This is a genomic window from Periweissella fabalis (genome assembly GCF_012396505.1).
Classification (GTDB): Bacteria; Bacillota; Bacilli; order Lactobacillales; family Lactobacillaceae; genus Periweissella; species Periweissella fabalis.
In genome coordinates this window covers 76,685-100,106 of sequence record NZ_JAAXPN010000009.1, presented here as the reverse complement: position 1 = coordinate 100,106, position 23,422 = coordinate 76,685, and the positions used below count along the sequence as shown (strand labels likewise).

The following is a 23,422-nucleotide window of genomic DNA, read 5'->3' as shown; positions in this document are numbered from 1 at the left end:
CAACAAACTGCTATTAATCGGGGTTTTTACCCGCTAACAACTTCTTAGCAAAAATAAAGAGTTGCTCCTTCTTTACCGTACTTAATTGCTTATATATCGCACAAATATCACCGATTTGAATAATATCATCCCCAAATAACCGGTTAACATCAATCTCATAAATAGCGGCGAGTTTTTCAATGTGGTCATATTTAGGTAAATTCCGCCCGGATTCCCAGGCCGAAATAGCTGATGGATTAATACTTAGCATTTCAGCTAATTGACGTTGCGATAGATCTTTGGATACACGAAGATTTTTTAAATTAACAGCAATATTGGCTAACATAGACTCACCTCATTATCTTTTGACTTAAATACTAATTAGTTTAATATCAATACTTATACTTATTGTTCTATAATTCACAATAAGTATAACTCATTATTGGTTAAAATCAAGGCTCATATTTATCCTTAACAGCTTATTTAATTAAAATTTGTGAATAAAATTACTAAGTTATCCAACTTTCTTATTCACGGCTAGCTAGTACTAGTCACTTACTTCAAATTAGCCTCCTAAGGATCGTCAGTTCATTTAAGCCAAAATGAAAATATACAATACTTTTTATGATTTATAATCAGCTTTAAATAGTAATTTTTTAGATAACTAAAATTTTTTCCAATTTTTTTATTTTGAATTGTATATACCAAAAATTAGCAATATCAACAATCCTCATGAAAAGGCTTTCATTAACATAAAATAACCCTATTGCACAATTAATTTAACCTTGATATGATAAATGACGTTGAAAGAAAGCGTTTACAAAAAAACGCTTTCAAAATACAGATAAATATTTTAGATTATAGATTGTGAGATTATGAAGATTAACGTAATTTTTATTTTTATTTTTGGGGCCCTTGGTGGTCTATTATTCGGTTTTGATACAGGTATTATTTCTGGTGCTTCACCACTTATTGAAAACTCATTCCACTTATCAGTTGCTGAAACTGGTTTCATCACTTCATCAGTGTTGATTGGTTCTACTGCCGGTGCTCTTTCAATTGGTGGTTTGGCGGACAAGTTCGGTCGTAAAAAGCTGCTTATCATCGCTGCTTTATTCTTCGTAGCTGGTTCAATCTTAACTGCTGCTGCCACTGGCTTTGCTATGATGGTTGTTGCACGGATCATTCTTGGTTTAGCAGTTGGGGCCGCTTCAGCTTTAACACCGGCTTACCTTGCCGAACTTGCACCAGCTAAGTTCCGAGGATCACTTGGTACTTTATTCCAATTGATGATTACTTTAGGAATTTTACTTGCATATGTTTCTAACCTTGGTTTCCTTGGACGTAACTTACTTGGCATCACTGACTGGCGTTGGATGCTTGGCTCAGCCTTGATCCCTGCCCTTGCATTATTCATTGGTGGTTTATTATTACCTGAATCACCACGTTACTTAATGGCCCATGGTAAGGAAGATGAAGCTAAAGCTGTCCTTACTCACCTTCGCGCTAAGCACGGTGAAGATGTTAACATTGAATTAGAAGAAATGCGTGAAATCTTAAACCAACCAAAAGGTGGCTTAAAAGAACTTTTCACTTTTGCTCGTCCAGCTGTTATCGTTGCCGTTGGTATCATGTTCTTACAACAATTAGTTGGAATTAACTCAGTTATCTACTTCTTGCCTCAAGTTTTCATTAAAGGTTTTGGTTTTGACGCTTCAAACGCCATCTGGATTTCAATTGGTATCGGGATTGTTAACTTTGTAGTTACAATTCTTGCAACCATGATTATGGATTCATACAACCGTAAATCACTTCTTACTTTTGGTTCAATCGTGATGACTGTTTCACTTGCTGTTTTAGCAATTCTTAACTACACAGTTGATGTTAAAACTGCTGCCATCCCTACGATGTTACTTATCGCTACTTACATCTTTGGTTTCGCCATTTCATGGGGTCCAATTGCTTGGTTACTTATCGGTGAAATCTTCCCACTTGCAGTTCGTGGAGTTGGTTCATCAATCGGTTCTGCTGCTAACTGGATTGGTAACTTCATCGTTTCGCAATTCTTCTTGGTATTGCTTGCTGTCTTCCACAACAACGTGGGTGGTCCTTTCGGGGTCTTTGGTATCTTTGCCTTCATCTCAATCTTCTTCGTTAAATACCTCGTGCCTGAAACACGTGGTAAGTCATTGGAAGAAATTGAACTTGAAATGCGTCACAATAACTAATATATCTTTTGAAAACCAATGTCTCCGGGCGTTGGTTTTTTTTGTGTTTTTCTTAAGAAATCGGAATTTTACTAGTATATTACAAAATTACGGTCAATTAACTTGCCCTGCCAATTAAAAATATGTTAGGATGTTAAAATTTGATTTTTTCGGAGGAGTTTTATGTTTTCAAAAGCAAGTCTCGCGCATGCCGGTTTTGGGATGCTCAACATTGCGATTCCCTTAGTTATTGGGATGGTCATGCACAATTATTGGTTAGGTGTCATGGGCGCCTTTGGATCATTAATTTTTATGTACTATGTACCAGTTAATCGTGAACGTACTTTTACGCAAATGGTTTTAGTGACCGGTATTTCAATAATTAGTTTCCCAATTAGTGCCCTAACGGCTAGTGTACCTTGGATTAGTGTCCTCTGGATTGGTTTATTAGCTTACTTAATTCAATACACCTTGACTAGTGGTAAATTTATTGGCCCCGGTGCGTTCTTTTTAATGATGATTAATGGAATGTTAGCCACGTTACACCGCTTTCCCATGCACTTTACGTTAATGTTAGCGGTATATGCAGTTATCGGAGCTGTTTTATCATTTATTTTTAGTATTATCGAACCTAAATTAATGGGCCAACCACTGAGTTTTAAACTTGATTTAACTTTTGAAACGGATAATTTACAAATTGCCGTTAAAAGTTTAGTTTATGCTATTTTTGCCTTTATTGCCTACTTTGTTGGTTACAGCTTCCACTTACCTAACTACTACTGGTTCTTAGTCGGCGCTATTTCAGTACTTCAAGGTGAAAACTTTGTCCATGCCCGTAAACGGCAATTCGATTATGTCGTGGCAGCAATTGTTGGGTGTTTATTTGCTTGGGGAGTGTATGAAGTAATTGGCAATCCAATTGTCCTTGCCGTTATTGCGATTATCTTACTCGGAATCATTTGCTTAACAATTAATCGTAATTATATGCTTGGGAATTTCTTTACGACACCGATTGCATTAATATTATTCAAATTAGCCCTCCCCAACATCAGTAATTCATTGATTGAATTCCGATTGCTAGCGATTGTTGTTGGGACAACGATTGGCTTATTAGGAATTCTGTACTTTGATCACTTAATGAAGAAGCAAAAAACGTTGAATTTGAAAGATTACGAGCTTAATTAAAGTGAAAATAGAGTTGTGACAGAAATTGGGCAATATCGAGAAATACACTAAGAACCCCCGTGAAGAAAAAATCTTCACGGGGGTTCTGTCGTATTTTGAATATATAGGACTTCTGCAACACCTTTTAACAGCAATTTAGCACACAAAAGGAATTATGTCACTACCCCATTGTATTTTATAGCATATTTAGCTGTCTGTTGTTAGACAACGGTTCTACTATTTAGTTGATAATGCTACTGATGCCCGGCTAAAGTCTCGGGGCGCTTGGATTGCATTTACAATCCATTCAGCAACCGTTTTCCGGCTAATAGGACCACCAAGAATTAATTCATGATCAGTTTGTTCATAAATTGCTTGCTTACCAGCATCATCTGTTAAAGCACTTGGTCGAATTAATGTGTAATCAAGTGAGCTAGCTTCAATAACTTGAGCGGATGCTGCTTGTTCACCAAAATATGTTGTTGGGGCGCTTGGATCACCTAACACATCAATCCACTTTTCACGAGTTGCTGCTGAGAATTCGCCATAGATTCCTGCAGTTGCTACCCAGTAGAGACGGTTAACCCCAGCGGCTTGCATCGCATTAACAACACTCTTTGTGGCCGCTACTTGTTGGCCATGAACTCCTAAATTAGCGTAGACTGCATCAATTTCATCAGCGCCACCATGGGCTTGTAAAAATGCTGTTACCGCTGCTTGATCAAGCACATCTAATGCTTCAACATCGGTATTAGCGTGTCGACTTGTCTTAATCAGTTCAAAATCACCAGTTTGAGCTAAATCAGCACTTACAAATCGAGCAATGTTACCATTAGCACCTAAAATAACAATCTTTTTCATTACAAATCCCCTTTATTTCGATTAATACTTATACATTACGCTTTTAGTGTCGTAATGTCAAAAATAGGCCACCTAAAATGTAGGTAGTCTATCTGTTTTATTATTCAACTGACTTACTTGATTCATCTACCGGTTTTTTCTTACGTAAGATCACGATAATCAAAATAATTAACGCCAAAATAACGATAACCAAGCTACTTATTAGTACAATAATCCACCAAGCTAGACCTGGTTTGGCATCATACAATGCCGCCTTGTTAGCTTGCCGTACATCGCTTGCTGTTATGGTAAAATCACGGTCAAAATCCCATTTGAATTGGCCACTTTGGGCATGTAACCGTAAATGATACTTACCCGGCACTAAATCTTTACCCGCATACATCAGCCCATAATTGAAATTTGAATTAGGGGCTAGACTAAAACCTTTATCATTTTGCGTTAAAATGGCTTTACTCGAACCTTGGTGCGTAACAGTTGCGTTAACCGCTAAACCACCAATTAAATTAGCTGAAGTATTTTGTAAATTGACTAATAACGCGCGTTTATAATTATGCGCGCCAGGTTTAATCGTGCCCAACTGCATTGTTGGCGTCACATAACGGTCTTTGACCATCGCAATAGCAATATTGTATGCATATTGACTAGCCACACTGACGCCACTTTGTTTACTTGCACTAGTGTCACTTGGTGCTGTGATATTCACAAATTCCCAACCACCAAGAATCATCCCGGCAAAATCAGCCGGTAACTTTGCTTGCATCTTCGCAGTAGCCGTCGCTGAGCTATGAGCAGCAACTTCAATAACTTTTGGTGTAGTAAGGCTAACGATTGTCTTTAATGGAAAGCGTAAAGTCGGATCATTATGTTTGACATTTTTATTTTCACCGTAGACAACATTACCGCTATCCCCCGTCGTTGCGTTATACAGGTTTTGTTGAATCTTAATTTTGTGATTACTGTTATTAGTAATTACAACTTTTAAAGTTTGTTCGAGTGGTTTGCTAACATTAAGATTAAAATAGTACGTATTCTTATCGATCTGCTTTTCAGCTGGCACTGCCTTAACTGAAAAATCCCCCATTGGCGCTTGTTGGTCTGCTTTAACCGGAGCCATGTTGCTAAGAACTAGTAAAAATAGTAACGCGGTTATTTTAAGCGGCCAAGTATTGATAATTTTCATTTTGTTTGATCCTAGTTATTAATTTACAGATTCCATGTTTGTAACACTTGGATTTGGATTTGCACTTAATGTCCATTTAATAGTTATTTGCCCCTTTTCAGTTGGTTTTGACTGACCTGCTGGTAACGTGAGACTAAAGTTATTATTTGTTAGCTTAACAGTTGTGATACCTAATCCACTATTTTTTGCAGCACTTAAGATATTTACATCACTATTTGTAGTGATAGGATTCTCTCCAAGCGTAACCTTGTTTCCAAAACTATTTTTAACGTCAGTATTTTTTAAGGTAATGATAATATTGTTCACATCTTCACTATTCAATTTCGCGCCTAAGCTCCAACCAGGATTATCTGCACGTAAATCTCCGACTTGAATTGCTGAACCAGCAGCAGAACTTCCATTTCCATTTATAGTAGTTGAAGTTAACTTTTGGGTCCCAGCAACAATTTTCCCTATGCCAAAATCAATTGTACTTGGCACATTCATTAATGCAAATGAATTTCCTTTTTCTGGATTTTTCCATTCGTTGGGATGATCCGGATCAACTGGTCCACTTGGCAGCTTTCCTGCACCACTGATTTTAAAAGTAGCATCCGTACTACCATCCGTCTGTTCATCCGCGGCCACTCGCATTGAACCGATTCCCATCACCAACATAAACACTAATATAATTTTTGTATATTTCTTAAACATTATTATCTTCCTTTTGTATTTTAATCATTAAATTTTTATATAAATAACATGAAATAGTTATGTATATTCAAAACTTTATTAATAATATTATAGCGGAACAAAAAAAGCAATTTTTTATTAACATTGCTCAATATTTTATTTATCAAATATCGTATTAATTAATTAATAAATATCCATTGCGGACCAGTTACTAACGTTAATTTAACTTGTTTTGAATACATTTGATTGTATTTTAGATTACGTAAATCAAATTCAATACTAAATCCACTTGTTTTGATTAGATTATTTTCTCCATTACTACTACTTGCAATACGTTTTGGATTATTAGTTAAAGAAATGCTGTTATACATAACTGCAAAATCTTGATTATTATTAGTTTGAGCAGTTACATGCCAAGGTTGTTTATCTTGATTATTAATTTTCATTGTCCAATTTTGAAATGTTTTATGTACTATCGGATTAGCTTGTAAGGGAATTGTACCAAAATCTAACGCACCAATACTTGCAATTGTGGGCGGCGTTGGTAGCTTTGGCGGTTGATTATTACTTGGATTAATCGTTGTTTGCTTGTCATCTTTAATTTCAACCGGGATTGATAAATCAACATAATCATTGCTTTCAACTACTTTAATCGTATCATTTGCCTTTGTTTTACCAATATTGAATTTCCAAGTTCCATCCCGACGGCTCGCAAATGTTGTCTTTGCTTTTTCCCCTAATTCATCGGCTTGATTTTGTAAATCATAAATTTCATTTCCATTGATATAAATTTGGATTTTATCACCTTTCTGAAACGCTTTACCAGAAATGATTGTATCATCACTTTCATTTTTTGAAAGTGGAGCAATATATGGTCTTAATTTATATTGAACTAATGGTACGGTTCCTTGCATGTTACAAAGTATCTTGAATCAATAGCCGTTACAGTTCCAAAATGTACCTGAAAGACTCTATAATAATCAAAATCTTCGAATATTTCAGATTGAGTGATTCCTGAATCTTTAACATAGATGCTATATTCTTCAGAATTAGTATCATTTCGACTTTCAAAAATGCTATTACCTTGATACAAATCACCATCTGAATTAAAAATATTCATTGCATTTACATATACTGTTTTTCGACCATTTTGCTTCTGAAACATTGCAACTGGCCAGCTCTCTGCATCTGAGCCTACAATTTTTTCATTAAAATTAGCATTATTAACCGTTATCTTACCTGGATATTTATCACCTTCACCCATTTTATATAACGTTTTCGGTGATAAAACGTTTCCAAGATTTCCTGGCCCAATCCTAACAAATGGCATGTTAAGCTCATATGTTGAAAATTTAAATGTACTGTTTGCATCTTTCGTAAAATCTTGATTTATTTTATTACCAAAAAAATTTGATGGTGCAGACTGCAATAGATCATTAGTTATATTTTTCACATTTTGGTTTTTAAGCGTAAGTGTTTGATATGGGCACTTTTCATTATTAATACTTTCAGCAGATTCATACGGTTCAAAACCTTTATCTGCTGGATTTTTTGATGCTAGGACATTTGTTGGTACCAACACAGTTATACTTATAAGTACTAATAAAAATCCAATTCGCTTTACCATTCATCCACCTTCTTTAATTTTTTCTATTAAATATAAATTTTATTTTAGCATAATAAAGACCGTATTATCATCACAATAATACGGTCTTTATTAATTTTATTCAGTTTGGTCCTTTAATAAACTCATTTCACCATCAATAATTTGGTAAACTTTATCCGCTTTTTCTTCTAAACGTTGGTCATGTGTCACAACAATAACTGCTTTTTGGTACTTGTGCGCTAATTGATTGAACAAGCTCATAACTTCTAGGGAGCGATTGGTATCTAAGGCTGCCGTTGGTTCATCGGCAAGAATATATTCAGGATCGGCATACAAGGCGCGGGCAATGGCCACTCGTTGACGTTGCCCACCAGATAATTCTTTTGGATATTTGGCCAATAAATCTTTGATACCTAATGTATCCAACACATCCTCGAAACGTTCAGTTGACATGTTGTTTTGTTTTACTTTATCAACGAGTTCAAATTGTTCCGCTACCGTTAAAAACGGTACCAAGTTGTATGCTTGTAATACAAAGCCGATTTTATTTAACCGCAAAGCACTTTGTTCATTTTTGTTAGTTGATGAATACCCACTCCCATTAATCAACACTTCTCCGGTTGATGGTGTTTGTAATCCACCAGCAATTGTTAGAAACGTCGTCTTACCTGAACCAGATGGTCCAACAATCAAAACCGTTTCACCTTCATGAGCAGAAAAATTAACTTTATTAAGGGCGGTTAATTGACTAACCCCTGCCCCATATACTTTTGAAACATTCTTTAATTCTAAGTTAGCCATTGGTTAGCCTCCAATCATTGTGTATGGATCAACTTTGACAATTTCACGAATTGGAATTAGTGATCCTAAAAGTGACATAACAACAATTAAGATTGCCGTTACTGCAACGTAACTTGCTGAGATGAAAATCGGTACTTGCGCTGGTAAAACTAAAGCCGTAATTGTAGTTAAAATTACTGCAATACCTACACCAATTATCGCGATTAAAAATGACTGGAATAATGTGTTCTTAACTAGGTACTTAGTTGCCACTCCCTGGGCTTTAAGAACTCCAAAGTTAGGTAATTTTTGAATCGTTAAGATGTATAAAAAGATTGTGATTACAATTAAGATAATAACCAATAAGAAACCTATCATAAAGTTAAAGGTCATTGTTTGAGCACTATTTCCTGGCAACGCATTAATAAAATCATTAATTGCATAGACCTTACTAGTGCGTAAATCACTTACATTGGGCTTCGCATCTTTAAAGACCACCCCATTAACAACCCCTGGCCGTTCTGTAATTTTTTGGGCATTGGCAATACTTGTGTAGATAACAGGGGCAATATTTAAGTTTGCATTCTTAGTAAAGCCAACAATTTTAGCAGAAATATTAGTATTAGCAAACTTAATTGTATCACCTAGCTTGAAACCATCAACTTTTAGATTATCTGAAACTACAACTTGATTATCAGCCTTAAATGTTGTCCCATTTTCAACCTTTAAGCCTTTATAAATAAATTCTTTTTGATCAATTCCGACAACTTGAACTGATTCTTTATGGCCAGCGGTATCTTTAACTAAGCTACCGAATTGAACTAATTTAGCACCACCAGCATCTGTGGCCCGCTTAACATCTGGTCCGTTAACAACTGATTGTGGCAAACTCAATTGTGCATCTTTATTTAAGACAATCGCATTGGCCCCCCATGTATCAATGGCAGCACTGTTTAATGTTTGTAATCCAGATGATAACCCTGACAAGATGAATACTAAGTAACTTACTAGCATAATCATCCCCGTAATTAATGCATATCGCAGTTTTTCATGTTTGATTTCTTTGATTGCTAAAAACATGCTCTCTTCCTCCTAAGCGCTAATGCCGCGCATAAATATTTGTACAGTTTCAATAATCTCTTGATCTGAAGTAGGCATATGACTATCACCTAAATAGGCCGTTAAAATACGTAGAAAATGGCGAGAAATATTAGTTAAAGAAATATCGGCCCGGACATTTTCAACTTGATCAAAAACCCCTTCGAATGGTGCAAAATAACTATGATGCCACATTTGAAACATTTCGGCATGATCTTCATTACCAAAAACCTCCATCGCATCATGCATCATTTGCCCAAGGTTGATATGCGATTCATTAACAAGGTATAAACTCATCGCAATTAAACGCTCCTCAACCGAGCTATCTTTATGGGCAATTACTCCAAGATGTTCGCCAATTTCTTGTGAATAATTCGTTAATACTTCACGGTATAAATTGACTTTATTTTTGAAATAATAATATATCACAGGTTGCTTAATTCCCAATTGATCAGCAATTTGCCTAGTGGATGTCTTATTATAACCATCTCGCATAAAGTATATAGTTGCCGTCATCAAAATAGCTTGTCGCACATCTTTATTAGTCATAGCACTCCTTTCTTTATCGTGTGATAAACTTTATCAACTGATAAAACTTTATCACGTGATAAAAAATAATGCAAATAAAAAATCCACCAAAATAATAATTATTTAGTGGATTTATAATTTTAATATTTTATGATTAATGCTTCATATGGTCGTAAGCGATATTTTTGTGTTAATTCTGTTGTAAAGTAATTGCTTAAAAGTACTTCACAATCATCAGTATCCGCTGGCAATTCAATTGTGGCATCTTCGCTACCAAAATGTGCTAAAATGAGTAAATTTTCGTTACCATAGTGGCGAATAAAAGCAAATAATTCCGGTGTTTGTTCATAAGCTGGCTGATATTCACCATATTGAAGACTGCGTGATTGTTTTCGTAAAGCAATCATATTACGATAAAATGTAAAGACACTATCATCTTTTTCAATCTCATAACTAACATTAGTTTGTTCATATTCACCAGGTGTCAACCACGGTTCAACATTTGAAAAGCCCCCAAATTCACTGGCTTCCCACTGCATTGGGATTCGCGTGTTATCGCTACTCCGATTATGCACGACTGCAAAAGCACGCTCAGCAGTATAGCCTTTTACTAAAAGATTAGCGTATGCTTCTTGGGTTTCTAGGTCACGGTATTGACCGATATGAGTGTAGCTTGGATCTTCCATGCCAATCTCTTCACCCATGTATATCATAGGTACCCCTTGACCAGCTAATAGAATCATGCCCAATAGCTTGGCTCCATCCTTATAGTATTCCGGTTGTAAAATAAAGCGATTTAAAGCCCGTGATTGTTCCGGATTATCCCAAAATAAGACTGACTGGCGTAAAACAGCTTGATGCGCAACACCACCACTGTGAATAACATGCCGTAAGTCTTCAAAATCATATGGTACCAACGTCCACCGATCATCTTTTTGATAATCAACTAACAAATGAGTATCCGAGTAAGTCACAAAATTAGGTTTAGCCCAAATTTTTTTAAAACTTGTCCGTGCGCTAGCATGCGTCAATTGTTCGATAATTACTAAGACTTGTGGAAAGCGTTGAAAGACTTCATTATCAAGTAAGTCTAAATATTCAACAACTAACTGCTGCCGTAACGTACTTAGGTCAGCTATTCTTGTTGGTGAATTTAATTGCATATCTTTGCCAATTAATTCAACATCTTGTAACTGAAAGATACTTACTTGGTGTTCAATCCAGAATTCAAAAATTTGTTTAAATTCTGTAATCACGTCCGGATTACGCCAATTTAAATCTGCTTCACCAACGTTGCCAACATGCAAATATGCTTGCTGTGTAGTACCTAATGGTAGCCAATGATGATGGGCGCCAGTTACTTGATTTTGTGGGCAAATCAAATAATAATTCTGATACTTAATATCCCCAGCTTGTGCCCTTTGAAACCATGGATGCGTAAGTGCAGTATGATTGATTGAGAATTTAATTCCTACCTCAATATCTAATTGATGCGCACGCGTTACCAATTGATCAAAATCAGCTAAGGTGCCATATACTGGATTAATTTCATAAAAACTACTGCTAGCATTCACATCTTGTTGTGGGTCCACTAATAGTCCATCAATCATTATTGCATCGACACCGAGTCGGGCCAAATAATTTAGCTTAGTTGTGATTCCAACTAAATCACCAATCCCGTCATTGTTACTATCATAAAAAGATTTTAAATAAATTTCATAGGTTACTTTTTCAACTGCTTTTTCCATAGTTCAATTCCTTTGACTATTTTGCTCTAATCGCAAACAGTGATTTTTAACTAGATATTTTAAATACTTGGTCAAGCTAGACTATCATAGATGTTTAGGTTATTAATCCTAACTTCAAATCAAAACTAGTCAGCTTAAGTTAACTTTCATTTAATGTTAACAATATCTACATGATTAATGATACCATAGCCGCATGGTCATGAGAGATTATCTTAATAATTTTTACTTTTGCTAAACGTAATTCAGTTCAAAATTAATTCCTATACCCGCATAACTAGCAACATAGGTTATACTAATATATATTTAAAAACGTAAATTGGAGGTTATGATGGCTGAACTTTATAAACAAATTTATCAAGAGTTAAAAAATGCTATTTTGACTGAAAAGTATCCAGCTGAAAGTTTTCTACCAAGTGAAACAGCTTTAGCTAGTGATCATAGTTGTTCACGAGATACTATCCGTAAAGCATTATTAGCACTTGAAGCAGAAGGTTATATCCAAAAACAACGCGGGCGTGGTTCACAAGTCTTACAACATAAATTACGAACTTTTCCTCTAAATGGTCTTACCAGCTACCAAGAAATTAAAAAAATCCAAAATTTAGACACCCAAACCGTGGTTAAAAAATTTGAAATCATCTCAGTTGATGAACAACTCCATAAATTAACCGGATTTACATTAGATAGTGCGGTATACCACATTGTACGGGTCCGAATTATCAATGGTTTAACAAGCATTATTGACATTGATTATTTAGACGTTGGCCTAATTCCAGGATTGACCAGCACAATTGCTAGTCAATCATTGTATGCTTACATTGAAAATGAATTAAATTTACAAATTGGCTATTCAGAAAAGCAAATTACCTGTCCGCGGTTGTCTTCACAAGACCGCGAATTAATGCCTGATTTACCCAAAGAAGAGAATCGTGTGATTCAAGTTGAAAGCAGCTCATATTTAGCTGATACAACCCTATTTCAACATACTTTAAGCAAACATCGGCCAGATCAGTTTAAATTTGAAGAATTTGCGCGGCGGCAAAGTTATTAAAATATTCGGTATATCAAAAAATCACAAAAGAAACTATTTTCTGATGTGATTTTTTATTTACTATTTAATTTATTTTCAAAGCTAATGCTTCGTATGGGCGTAATTGATAATCAGTTGTAACAGTTGTAACAGTTGTATCTGCATAACTACTAATTACTAGTTCACCATCTGCAAATTCACCGAGATTAATTTGCGTTGGTGCTTCACCAAAGTGTGCCACCATTAATAATTTTTGGCCGTTTAATTCACGAACAAAGGCAAAGACTTCCGGCACGTCTGTATATGCAGCCGTATAGCCACCATCAGCAATTACCGCTTCAGTTTTCCGTAGTTGAATTAATTTTTGATAAAACGCATATAAGTTATCGTGTTTAGCTAATTCTGTTGCTACGTTGACATCCGTATACTCAGCTAGTCCTAACCAAGGTGTACCCGTAGTAAATCCTGCGTGACTTGATGCATCCCATTGCATTGGGGTGCGGGCATTATCACGAGCTTTGGCCTTCACAATTGCAAAGGCTTCCGCAGATATTTTGCCTTGATCCAATAACATTTGATAAGCATTATGCGCTTCGATATCGTTGTATTGGTCAATGCTTGTAAATTCAGGATCACGCATGCCAATTTCTTCACCCATATAGATATATGGTATCCCGCGATTTAAGTGTATAACCATCGCAAGTAAGCGGGCCCCTTCATCGTAAAATTTAGAATTTAAAATAAAGCGATTTAACCCCCGAGGTTGATCGTGGTTATTCCAAAACCAAGCTGGCATTCCCTCACCCATTGCCATACCGGTTCCCCATTCATGGAGTAAATTCCGTAAAGCTGCAAAATCATATGGAATTTTAGTCCATTTTTCACCATTTTCGTAATCGACTTTTAGGTGATGGAAGCTAAATGACATTGATAATTCATGGCGGTCAGGTCGAGTATATAAATTGGCATTCTCAATCGTGGTTGAACTCAATTCACCAACTGTGATCACATTTGCATACTTCCCAAAGGTGGCTTCATTCAATTCACGAATATAATCGTGCACAATGGGCTTATCCGTGTACATTAATTTTTCATTAGTACCAGCTGGTGCATCGAGTAATTCTGGATCCTTACCAATCACATTAATTACGTCAAAACGGAAGCCACGCACCCCTTTAGCTAACCAGAAATCCAAAACATGTTTGAGTTCAGCAACCACGGCTGGATTCCGCCAGTTTAAATCGGCTTGCGTTGGGTCATACAAGTGTAAGAAATCAAATTTAGTATCACCAAATGGTGCCCAAGCTGAACCACCAAACTTTGACTGCCAGTGATTGGGATGACTACCATCAGCATGCCGTTCACGCAATAAGAAGTAATCTTGGTATTGCTTATCACCCGCTAGTGCCTTTTGAAACCATGTATGATCCGTTGAAACGTGGTTAAAGACCATATCAAGCATGACTTGAATGTTTAAAGCCGCTGCTTTCGTAATTAGTGCTTCAAAATCAGCCATTGTTCCAAATACTGGATCGATAGCACAGTAATCACTGATGTCGTACCCATTATCATTTTGGGGAGATGGATAGATTGGATTTAGCCAGATAAAATCAACTCCTAGCTTTGCTAAGTAAGGTAACTTCTCAATAATTCCGGGTAAATCACCAATTCCATCACCATTTGAATCTTTAAATGATTTGGGATAAATTTGATAGACTACTTGTTTAGTTAAATCTAGCATATTCTAATTCTCCTTATACCGTATAATTTATTGAACAGCATCTTTAAAGACATTTTTCTTAGCCACAGTTTTAGTCTTCTTATCAAGATCTTTGTCACTAAAACCAAAGAAGTAAGTGCATAAGAAACCAACCACGATTGTGGCAATCGATGCTATTACAAAGATTAATAAGTTATGAGGGTTATCTTTTGACGAAGCAAATGATGGAAAACCAACAAGTGAACCAGTAAAGCCGTACATGTGTAAGTGGAAAAGACCAGCAATTAAACCACCAACAGCCCCACCAATGTTGGCTGTCCAAAAGACTTTACCGTATTTCAAGTTTATCCCATACATGGCAGGTTCGGTGATACCAGCAAAGGCTGATAAAGTACCAGCACCGGCAAGCCCTTTAAGGTTTGCATTCTTAGTTTTGAAGAAGACGGCAAGTGCACCGGCACCTTGGGCAATCATGGTGAAGTTAACTAAAGCATTCAATGGTGATTGACCTTGTTGGGCAATTTCATTAGCAATTAATGGTACCACCATCCAGTGTAATCCAAAGATAACTAATACTTGGTACAAGCCACCAATAATTAAACCTGATAGTGCGTAGTTCCAGTTAATCAACGCGTTGACAGCCACTGAAATTCCTGATGAAAGCAAGGTAATCACTGGTCCCATAATAACAAGGACAACAGAACCTACGATGAAAATCGTAAATAGTGGTTGGAAAATTGAGCGAATTGCTACTGGTAAGTGCTTTTTGAAGAAGTTACCTACTGGACGTGCTAACCAAGCGGCAAAGATAATTGGGAAAATCGTGTACGCATAGTTAGGCACTGTAATTGGTAGTCCAAAGAATGTTGCATTAATAGGCATCCCTAAGAAATGCGCAGTTGCTTTACCAGTAGCGATTGCAACTACTTCAGGCTTAATAAGCAAGGCTCCAATAGCAGCTACTGTTAATGGGTCTGATTTCATGTGTTGAGCAGCTGTGAAACCAACTAACACTGGTAAGAAATAGAATGGTGCCATCGCCATTGATTGAACCAAGGTAAAGGTTGTTGAGGTTGGTGATACCCAACCAAGTAATTTAGGATCTGACAAAATCGTCAAGAACCCATTTAACATCCCACCAGCAGCTAACAAACCAATGACTGGAATCATTGAACCAGTAATCGTTCCAATCAACACTTTAAAACCATAGGCAATCCAGCCAAAAATATTTGTTGGCTTGTTACCACCGTTATCACCTTCAGTTTCAGAAGTCGTAGCTTCGGTTGCTTCCGTATCGACTACGCGATCACCTAATTGAGCAATCACTTCATCGTATACATCAGCCACAGCGGGGCCAATCACAACTTGATATTGGCCTAAACCTTTATTATAAAGTGAACCAGCCACCCCAGCCATATCTTCAAAGGCTGCATCGTTAGCTTTCTTTTCATCCTTTAAGTAAAAGCGTAACCGTGTGATACAGTGGATAACTTTATCCACATTGCTAGCACCACCAACATTTTCAATAATGTTACTTGCAAGATCTTTGTAATCTGCCATCAGCCATTCCCCTTTTATTTAACGTTTGCATGCCCAATTTCTTCACCGGCCGTTACCGTTTGATATTTAATATCAAAATCAGCTAACTTGTCATTGGTATTAGTAAAAATAATCATTGTCGTTGTTTCTAAGCCAGCTGCTTGAACAGCTGCCCAATCAACCGTTACTAACGGTGTCCCACCTGTAACAATATCACCAGCTTTAACTAATGACGTGAAGGGCACACCATTTAAGGTTACCGTATCAAGACCTAAATGAACTAAAACTTCTAATCCATCCGCACGTTTTAAGCCAATCGCGTGACCTTCAATCATTGTAACTTCGGCAGCAACCGGAGCAACCACTTGACTTCCTGTTGGAGTAATAGCAAACCCTTCCCCCATCATTTTTTTAGCAAATACAGGATCTGAAACTGATGATAATTCAATTGTTTCACCATCTAATGGAGCATATAACTTAGTATCTTCAATCAAAGGTGCTTTTTTCTTTCCAATTCCAAACATAATAATTTCTCCTAAATAATTTCAAATAACTTGTACGTACAACTTTTATATACTTAATATAACATCATTTTCTTTTTTTGCAAGCGTTTTCATTTATAAAAATTATTTTATGTTAACGCTTACATATTTAATAAAAAAATGAGGTCTAACCTTCTGGCTACACCTCATCAATTTATTTATTTTGCGTGTCGTCTCTTTAAAAATATGAAAACATCTTTTCCTGCTAAAACTAGTGAAATAATAAAGAAGATTGCCAGTAAGATAAACATTATCATATTATTTTGAAGGTGCAATGTTGCATACATTAATGCTGTAATCAGTAAATGAATTGTTAATGGGATCCATTTGACATTAATTGATACAAAAGCTTTAGTTTGTTTTAACCGAATTATCATCACTACTAAAAAACCTAAAGCACTTCCCAACCCCGCACCATTTAGTCCAATCAATGGGATTAATGCTGCATTAAAGGCGATATTAGTCAGCATACCATAAATCGTAGTTGAAAATAACTTAGACGTCATTTTAGCTGCAATATAAGTACTACCTAAAAAACCTGATAAATTTGAAAAAATCATTGCTAACATTAGAAATGGTACAAATTCCCATGCTGAATAGAAATTAGGTGCTACTAAAACATGCATTAATGGTTTTAAAATCAACAACAAACCCGCCATTCCTAAGAATGAAAAATGAATCAAATTATTAAAAATCATACTATAGAATGCAGAATTATTCTGTGATTCATATTCATCGACTGCTGAAATTTGCCAAGCTTGATTAAAAACGGTAAAGAAAATTGTCAGAATTGATGGAATTTTATTTGCAACCGCGTAAATCCCATTAGCAGATGTCCCTAAGAAAAACAGAATAAAGAATCGATTGGCATCGTTAGTAAACCACCAAGCAAAAGCATTGGGAATCATTGGCACACTGTATCGGAGCAACATCAAAGCATTCTTTTTTGATACCAACGTCAAATCAACATACTGCCAAGGCTTAACGACTGCCACAATTAATACAAAAGTTCCTAGCTGGGCCCCAGCCATACCATAAAGGTATCCATTAACTCCTAATTTAAAATACCAAATAAGCATAATATTTAGAATTGCTGAGAGTGAAGTGCCGACAATTCCAGTAGCAGCAAACAACTTCACATGGCCAATTCCACGAACAAAGTATTGTAAAAAGCAACTAACAACACTTAGTATCAGTAAAATCGCTAATAAAACACCATATTTATAGCCACTAATTTGTGCAATCCCACCACCTATTAACGATAAAATGCTTCCAAATGCGGTAATTGCTAATCCATTAGAAAATAATATTTTGTTAGAAAAATTTTTGTCCATTGTAAAGCGAAAAATTGCTTCAAAAACACTTAACGTCACAACTGGCGTCAACATGGCCACCGTTGTTGAAATCAAATCAACAATCCCAAATTGCCCTTGTGTTAGAAAATATGTATAAAAAGGAACCATTAAAAAACCAATTACTTTGGTCCCCAATGTACCAATTGAGAAAATTAGCGAATTACTAAATAACCGCTTTACACTATTTGAAAACATATGCTTATCCTTTACTAATTAGAAGATACATGACTGTCCTTTCAACCAACGCTTCAAACCACTAATGCCAGGTATTTTTGATAATTTTAATTTACGCATTGTTCGATTATCAATTTTAATTTCATGATACGCATCCTCTAACAAGCCAAAGTAATCCTTTTTGGTTGCTGGATTTTGATGAAGAAATTTGTCTGAAATATTAAAGACATATGGTAATAGTGTCTGATGTACCAGCCATGCAAAATCATTTTTATGAGCATTATACAATTTATTTTGCTGCAAGAACGTTTCAATTTGTTTAAGCATCCAAACTGAATCAATTAAATTCTTAGGCTTTAAGTCTTTCATAATTGATCCACTTCTAATGCGATATTGGTATAGTCGCTCGTCTAGCACACCAATGTTTTTAGCATACCACAATACTCGCGGAGTTGTATTCATATCTTCATGTAACCGACCGACAGTAAACTTAACCTGATTATCAATTAAGACATCACGCTTAACCAGATATGACCATGCCGTAATAATAATATCTTGTTTGAATAAGGCTTTCAGTGCCTCATGATTAGTTAATGTTTCTGTATTATGATAAATATCACCATGCCCATAGCCACTTGGAATGATACACCCGTTTTCATCTATTTGTTCATAATCAAAAATAACAGCTGCTACATTTTCCTTTAGTGCCATTTTAACCGCTTTAGATATTAAAGTTTGATTCATTATATCATCAGAATCAAAAAAGTAAATAAACTCACCAGTTGCATGAGTAATACCAATATTTCGAGCAGATGAAAGGCCACCATTTTGAACATGATGAACAATAAACCGTTGATCTTCATTTGCAAAGGTATCAGCAATTGCTCCTGAATTATCAGTCGAGCCATCATCAATTAATAAAATTTCTAAATTACGATAAGTTTGTGTTTGAACACTTGCCAATGCAGGTTGGAGAAATGACCCAACATTATATATTGGTACCACAATTGACACTAATGGCTGTTGATTAATTGGCTGCAAATTTTCATTTACCATTACATATTCCCCTATATTTTCTATTTTAAAGTAGAAAAATTTTATCTTACAAATTTAACTAGGTTAAACTTGATAAGATAAAATTTTACTTTTTCAATATTTGAAAGATTAATTACGTCTATTTTTGCCTTAATTATTCGCTGTTTTAATACCTTAAGTTGTATCTTATTAACATTTTGTGGAAATTTAACAAAACCAACATACAAGCTTAAAAGTAATGGAAAACACCAATTATTTAGTTGCTGATCCGTTGCATCTACGTTTTTGCGCATAAAGTTTACAAAATAATCAATACCATATTGTAAATCATTTAATTTTTTTAATGAGGTACTATGCACAATTGATGTTTGCCGGATTCTATATTTATATAGTGGCTGACTATTAAAGATAACGTGATTAGCTCGTATTAATAGTTGGGGAGTAGCAACCAGATCTTCATACAACATATTTTTAAATTCAAATGCTGTGGCCGTTAGAATACTCCGTTTAAAAACAAATTGCCAAACATAACAATCTAATTGATTTTCAAGCAATGGTAATAAACTCGCTTTACCCGTTCGAACCTCGTCGATAGCACCTCGTTTACGCCCAATTGTGCTTGGTTGATTTTGTTCGTCAATCAAGCAATAGTTACTACAAAAGATTTCTGCACCAGTTCTTTGCATATCGTTAATTGCCACGCTAATAAAATTGAGTTCTAGCACATCATCAGAGTCAAAAAAATAAACATATTGACCAGTAGCATGCGTTAAACCAAAATTACGTGAATCCGATAATCCCCCGTTGGGCTTATGAAAGACTTTAATACGTTCATCTTTTGTTGCAAATGTATCTGCAATATTTCCTGAATCATCAGTAGACCCATCATCAATAAGTAAAATTTCAAGGTTATGATATGTTTGAGTAATCAATGATTCAATTGCCATTGGTAAAAATGGCGCTACATTGTATATTGGTACAATGATTGAAACTGTATCATTACTCATTTTTAATACCTGCTTTTACTTTTAATGCTGCCAAAATTTTGTTTTTAAAATCTTCATTTGGAAAATCATAATTCATATTATCCATTAGCTCTTCAAAGGCTTGCTTAATCTCAACTTGACTCATTGATTGATCAATAAATTTGATAAACTTAATATTTTCGAGCCATGTATGGTATAGATGAAAAATTTTATGATTATCATTATCAAATACAATTACAGGAGTCTTGGTAATAGCTGCAAAAATCATACCATGAAGGCGGTCGGTGACAACTAATTTTGATGTTTGAAATTCTTTTAGTTGTTGATCAAGAAACCAGCCACGATTTTTAGGTGTAATGTAATACCAATAATCCGATACAGTATCTCTATCAATCACTTCAAATTGTTGCTTTAATTCATCTATGAGTTTTGTAATACGATCATCAGCTAACTTTTCAACATCACGTCGTAAGAACGTTGTCACAATGTTTTGGCGCATTTGATCGGATTTAGCTTTAGCTAAAGTCATTACCATGTCTGGTACTAATTGCACGTTAGCATTATTTGGAAAATTATTGACTGCAAATTCATATGAAAACTGATCCCGCATTAAGAACGTAATATCTGTACATTCCTTAATTGCAGCTCGCGTATCAAGTAACATTGGTGATTGCCCATCGAAATTAACTGATGATGAAAAGACAACAATTTTATTATTAGGGAATGCTTGATAAATTGCTTGGCGCCAACGTTCTTGTAATGGCCAAATATCACCCATATTACCACCACCTTGGCAAAAAAATATATCATCAGCTGACAGATTCTTTTGGATAATAGGCAATGATTCATCGAGTACTGATTCCGGAATGCTAATAACATCGTAACCTAAATCATGTAAAAGATCATTTTCAGCAAGATTTATCGCATGGTCACCATAGTTCATATATTCAACGGTTCCCATTAAATATACTTTTGGATGGTGCTTGCTCTCAATTTTTTTTAGCGGCATTTTTTTGTTTATCTTATTAAGCACCTTAAATACAAAGCGTGTATAAAAATATTTTAAATCCATATAAAATCTCTTTCTTTGCCCATTACCAATTAAGATTTGGGAAAAATTGGGTCAGATAAATTACATATTGCAAGCGGCCAGTTTCACCGGGATACCAATATTTATAAACAATTGTTCCAACAACTACAAGGATTGCAATTAATGTCCAAAATATTCTTTTAATTCGTGGATTATTGACATATTCATGTTCGTACATTGCAAAGGCAATTAACGAAAAGGTAAAACCATCACGAATGTAGCGTTCAAAATCAATTGATGAAGAAATTAGTAAAATGTCTAATACTGCAATGGTCATAACTGAGTAGAGAACCTTATAACGCCGATCTTCTAATATCTCAGGAGTCCGATTAATAAAGTACTTCCATACGTATATAATTAATCCTAAGAACATGAAATAACCGATAGCGATTGAAAATGAACTTCCTGCCCCAAAATGGCTAAATGCATCCGATGGCTTACGACCAGCTATCGTAAAGGCAATAAATACTAATTTATTGGCAAAGCCTACTGGCACAAAATAATGGACAATCGTCGTAACAACTAAGAAAATCCAGTAACCACGTTCAATCATTTTTTGTAATGTTTGGCCTCTTAACAACATGCAGAATGGTAATAATAAATATAACATTCCTGATGCTTGAAAGTTAAAGGCCAAGATTAATAGTAATATGGAAATTATCCATTCCCATTTATAAATTCCTTTTAAGAATGAAAGAGCTAAGGCAACTAGCGCAACCATCCCAAAATTCCGAACTTGAGTAATCTCAACTAAAAATGGATAGACCGCAAAAATACTAAAATATGTTAGTAAATTACCACCAAATCGCTTAACTGCCCACCATAAAATCAGCATTGCCATCACATAATAGCATAATCTAAACGTAGCATATGGTAAGCCCGCCTTAAAAAATAGGTATGATAAATGCATGTAACCAGGCTCAAAACGATGTGAGTCTGGTGCCCAAGAATAAATCAACTGGTATGCATACGTATCAAATGAATGCCCGGGTGTAACAGCACCCATTAAAAATGCAAGGTATGCAATTAATAATAGCGACCACCCAATTTGTTTTTTATTTTTAGTAAAGCTCAAATGAAGAGAGCTGATAACCGATAAAAGATATATCATAAATTAACCTATTCCTATACTTTATAAATATTCTTATATGCAGATATTAAAACTGCTTTTATATTAAATAAAACTGCATAATATTGAATTGCCTTACGTAGTTTTACCTTTGTTTCTGGAAAAATAGTGTTGTGATATTCTTTTAGATAACTTGGGCGATATTTTTTAAATGTTTGCTTATCACCAGTTAATGCTGCTACTGCTAATAATGACATTAATCCACTTATTTTTAATCCATTTAAAATTTTTAAACTATTTGCTGAAATATTAGCTGTCTGTGCGTAACTAATAATTAGTTCTGAAACATTCAAAATATCAATGTAGCCAGAAATTGGCATTTGATGTAGTGCACTATCTGGATTTTGAAGATAAAGATAATGAACTTCTTTATTAAATCCTGCCTTAATATCAGGATTTTGCGCCAAAATTTTAGCAAGTGCAAGTGTGTCCTCTTGGTATTTAATCTTTGGATCAAATGAACTTCCCGACCAAAGATGCGCTTTTGAAATCGATAAAAATGGATAACCAAAAACAAATTGTTGCCCAATATATTCAAACATCTCATTTTGGAGAATATTTCGATTAAGTTGGCTTGCATGGTATGCACCAATTGGGCCAAGATTTACACCATCAAAATCCACCTTTTGGCTTTCAAAAAATTCAAAATCATTATTGGAAGCAACAATTTTATCGTAATATGCACCCACCATCGTTGGCAGTGGTGTATCATCTGCATCAATAAACATAATATATTTTCCATGACTATGTTCGATTGCAAAATTACGTGCTGCTGAAACACCACCATTTACTTTATACAGTAACTTAAAGCGGTCATCAAGCTTTAGCTGCTGCAGATACTCAGTTGTTCCATCTGTGGATCCATCATCAACAATAACAAATTCGACACTTTGGTGTGTTTGTTGTTTCAACTTATCAATAAGTTGATCAACAAACTTGATTCCATTGTAAATTGGTATAATCACTGATACATCAGGCATAACAAAATTCCTTACTCTT

22 protein-coding genes are annotated in these 23,422 nt (G+C 35.2%); 3 read left to right on the top strand and 19 right to left on the bottom strand.

What is annotated here, in order from left to right; all coding sequences use genetic code 11:
• Positions 1 to 13 precede the first annotated feature (13 nt).
• The gene (locus HF964_RS08250; RefSeq protein ID WP_168722577.1) at positions 14 to 325 is read right to left on the bottom strand and encodes a helix-turn-helix domain-containing protein; all 312 of its coding nucleotides are present in this window, start codon (positions 323 to 325) and stop codon (positions 14 to 16) included.
• 529 nt (positions 326 to 854) lie between these two features.
• Here HF964_RS08250 and HF964_RS08245 point away from each other — a divergent pair.
• Entirely contained in the window at positions 855 to 2,207 is a 1,353-nt protein-coding gene (locus HF964_RS08245; protein ID WP_168722576.1) for a sugar porter family MFS transporter, read from the top strand.
• Positions 2,208 to 2,369: 162 nt separating this feature from the next.
• Positions 2,370 to 3,371, top strand: coding sequence for an FUSC family protein (locus HF964_RS08240; protein WP_168722575.1), 1,002 nt, complete (start codon positions 2,370 to 2,372; stop codon positions 3,369 to 3,371).
• Between the two features lie 216 nt (positions 3,372 to 3,587).
• Here the strand turns inward: HF964_RS08240 and HF964_RS08235 are convergent, their stop codons facing one another.
• From HF964_RS08235 to HF964_RS08195, 9 genes are all read right to left on the bottom strand, one after another.
• Positions 3,588 to 4,211 carry an NAD(P)H-binding protein gene (locus HF964_RS08235; RefSeq protein ID WP_168722574.1) on the bottom strand — a complete coding sequence of 208 codons (624 nt, stop codon included), beginning with the start codon at positions 4,209 to 4,211 and terminating at the stop codon, positions 3,588 to 3,590.
• 100 nt (positions 4,212 to 4,311) lie between these two features.
• Positions 4,312 to 5,391 (bottom strand): WxLIP family cell surface protein, encoded by a 1,080-nt coding sequence (locus HF964_RS08230; RefSeq protein WP_168722573.1) that lies wholly within the window; start codon positions 5,389 to 5,391, stop codon positions 4,312 to 4,314.
• Between the two features lie 18 nt (positions 5,392 to 5,409).
• Entirely contained in the window at positions 5,410 to 6,084 is a 675-nt protein-coding gene (locus tag HF964_RS08225) for a WxL domain-containing protein (RefSeq protein ID WP_168722572.1), read from the bottom strand.
• Between the two features lie 158 nt (positions 6,085 to 6,242).
• Positions 6,243 to 6,977, bottom strand: coding sequence for a hypothetical protein (locus tag HF964_RS08220; protein WP_168722571.1), 735 nt, complete (start codon positions 6,975 to 6,977; stop codon positions 6,243 to 6,245).
• Positions 6,956 to 7,690 (bottom strand): hypothetical protein, encoded by a 735-nt coding sequence (locus HF964_RS08215; protein ID WP_168722570.1) that lies wholly within the window; start codon positions 7,688 to 7,690, stop codon positions 6,956 to 6,958. Before HF964_RS08215 ends, HF964_RS08220 begins: the two co-directional genes overlap by 22 nt.
• Before the next feature lie 96 nt (positions 7,691 to 7,786).
• A complete protein-coding gene (locus HF964_RS08210; protein ID WP_168722569.1) occupies positions 7,787 to 8,470 on the bottom strand; it encodes an ABC transporter ATP-binding protein in 684 nt (227 codons plus the stop codon).
• Between the two features lie 3 nt (positions 8,471 to 8,473).
• Entirely contained in the window at positions 8,474 to 9,529 is a 1,056-nt protein-coding gene (locus tag HF964_RS08205; RefSeq protein WP_168722568.1) for an ABC transporter permease, read from the bottom strand.
• A 12-nt stretch (positions 9,530 to 9,541) separates the two neighbouring features.
• Positions 9,542 to 10,096: a TetR/AcrR family transcriptional regulator gene (locus tag HF964_RS08200; RefSeq protein WP_168722567.1), complete on the bottom strand. Its 555-nt coding sequence runs from the start codon at positions 10,094 to 10,096 to the stop codon at positions 9,542 to 9,544.
• 119 nt (positions 10,097 to 10,215) lie between these two features.
• Positions 10,216 to 11,823, bottom strand: coding sequence for an alpha-amylase family glycosyl hydrolase (locus HF964_RS08195; protein WP_168722566.1), 1,608 nt, complete (start codon positions 11,821 to 11,823; stop codon positions 10,216 to 10,218).
• Positions 11,824 to 12,151: 328 nt separating this feature from the next.
• Here HF964_RS08195 and treR point away from each other — a divergent pair, with 328 nt between their 5' ends.
• Entirely contained in the window at positions 12,152 to 12,874 is a 723-nt protein-coding gene (gene treR / locus HF964_RS08190) for a trehalose operon repressor (RefSeq protein WP_168722565.1), read from the top strand.
• Between the two features lie 64 nt (positions 12,875 to 12,938).
• Here the strand turns inward: treR and HF964_RS08185 are convergent, their stop codons facing one another.
• The 9 genes from HF964_RS08185 to HF964_RS08145 all read right to left on the bottom strand — a co-directional run bounded on the left by HF964_RS08185 (position 12,939) and on the right by HF964_RS08145 (position 23,403).
• Positions 12,939 to 14,594, bottom strand: coding sequence for an alpha,alpha-phosphotrehalase (locus tag HF964_RS08185; protein ID WP_168722564.1), 1,656 nt, complete (start codon positions 14,592 to 14,594; stop codon positions 12,939 to 12,941).
• A gap of 27 nt (positions 14,595 to 14,621) precedes the next feature.
• Entirely contained in the window at positions 14,622 to 16,133 is a 1,512-nt protein-coding gene (locus HF964_RS08180; RefSeq protein ID WP_168722563.1) for a PTS transporter subunit EIIC, read from the bottom strand.
• Positions 16,134 to 16,147: 14 nt separating this feature from the next.
• Positions 16,148 to 16,636 carry a PTS sugar transporter subunit IIA gene (locus tag HF964_RS08175; RefSeq protein WP_168722562.1) on the bottom strand — a complete coding sequence of 163 codons (489 nt, stop codon included), beginning with the start codon at positions 16,634 to 16,636 and terminating at the stop codon, positions 16,148 to 16,150.
• Positions 16,637 to 16,812: 176 nt separating this feature from the next.
• Positions 16,813 to 18,204, bottom strand: coding sequence for a lipopolysaccharide biosynthesis protein (locus HF964_RS08170; RefSeq protein WP_168722561.1), 1,392 nt, complete (start codon positions 18,202 to 18,204; stop codon positions 16,813 to 16,815).
• A gap of 18 nt (positions 18,205 to 18,222) precedes the next feature.
• A complete protein-coding gene (locus tag HF964_RS08165) occupies positions 18,223 to 19,239 on the bottom strand; it encodes a glycosyltransferase (protein ID WP_168722560.1) in 1,017 nt (338 codons plus the stop codon).
• A 41-nt stretch (positions 19,240 to 19,280) separates the two neighbouring features.
• Positions 19,281 to 20,225 (bottom strand): glycosyltransferase family 2 protein, encoded by a 945-nt coding sequence (locus HF964_RS08160; protein WP_168722559.1) that lies wholly within the window; start codon positions 20,223 to 20,225, stop codon positions 19,281 to 19,283.
• The gene (locus tag HF964_RS08155; RefSeq protein ID WP_168722558.1) at positions 20,218 to 21,165 is read right to left on the bottom strand and encodes a polysaccharide pyruvyl transferase family protein; all 948 of its coding nucleotides are present in this window, start codon (positions 21,163 to 21,165) and stop codon (positions 20,218 to 20,220) included. Before HF964_RS08155 ends, HF964_RS08160 begins: the two co-directional genes overlap by 8 nt.
• A gap of 133 nt (positions 21,166 to 21,298) precedes the next feature.
• Entirely contained in the window at positions 21,299 to 22,405 is a 1,107-nt protein-coding gene (locus HF964_RS08150) for an EpsG family protein (RefSeq protein ID WP_168722557.1), read from the bottom strand.
• Positions 22,406 to 22,419: 14 nt separating this feature from the next.
• Entirely contained in the window at positions 22,420 to 23,403 is a 984-nt protein-coding gene (locus HF964_RS08145; RefSeq protein ID WP_168722556.1) for a glycosyltransferase family 2 protein, read from the bottom strand.
• Positions 23,404 to 23,422: the final 19 nt, after the last annotated feature.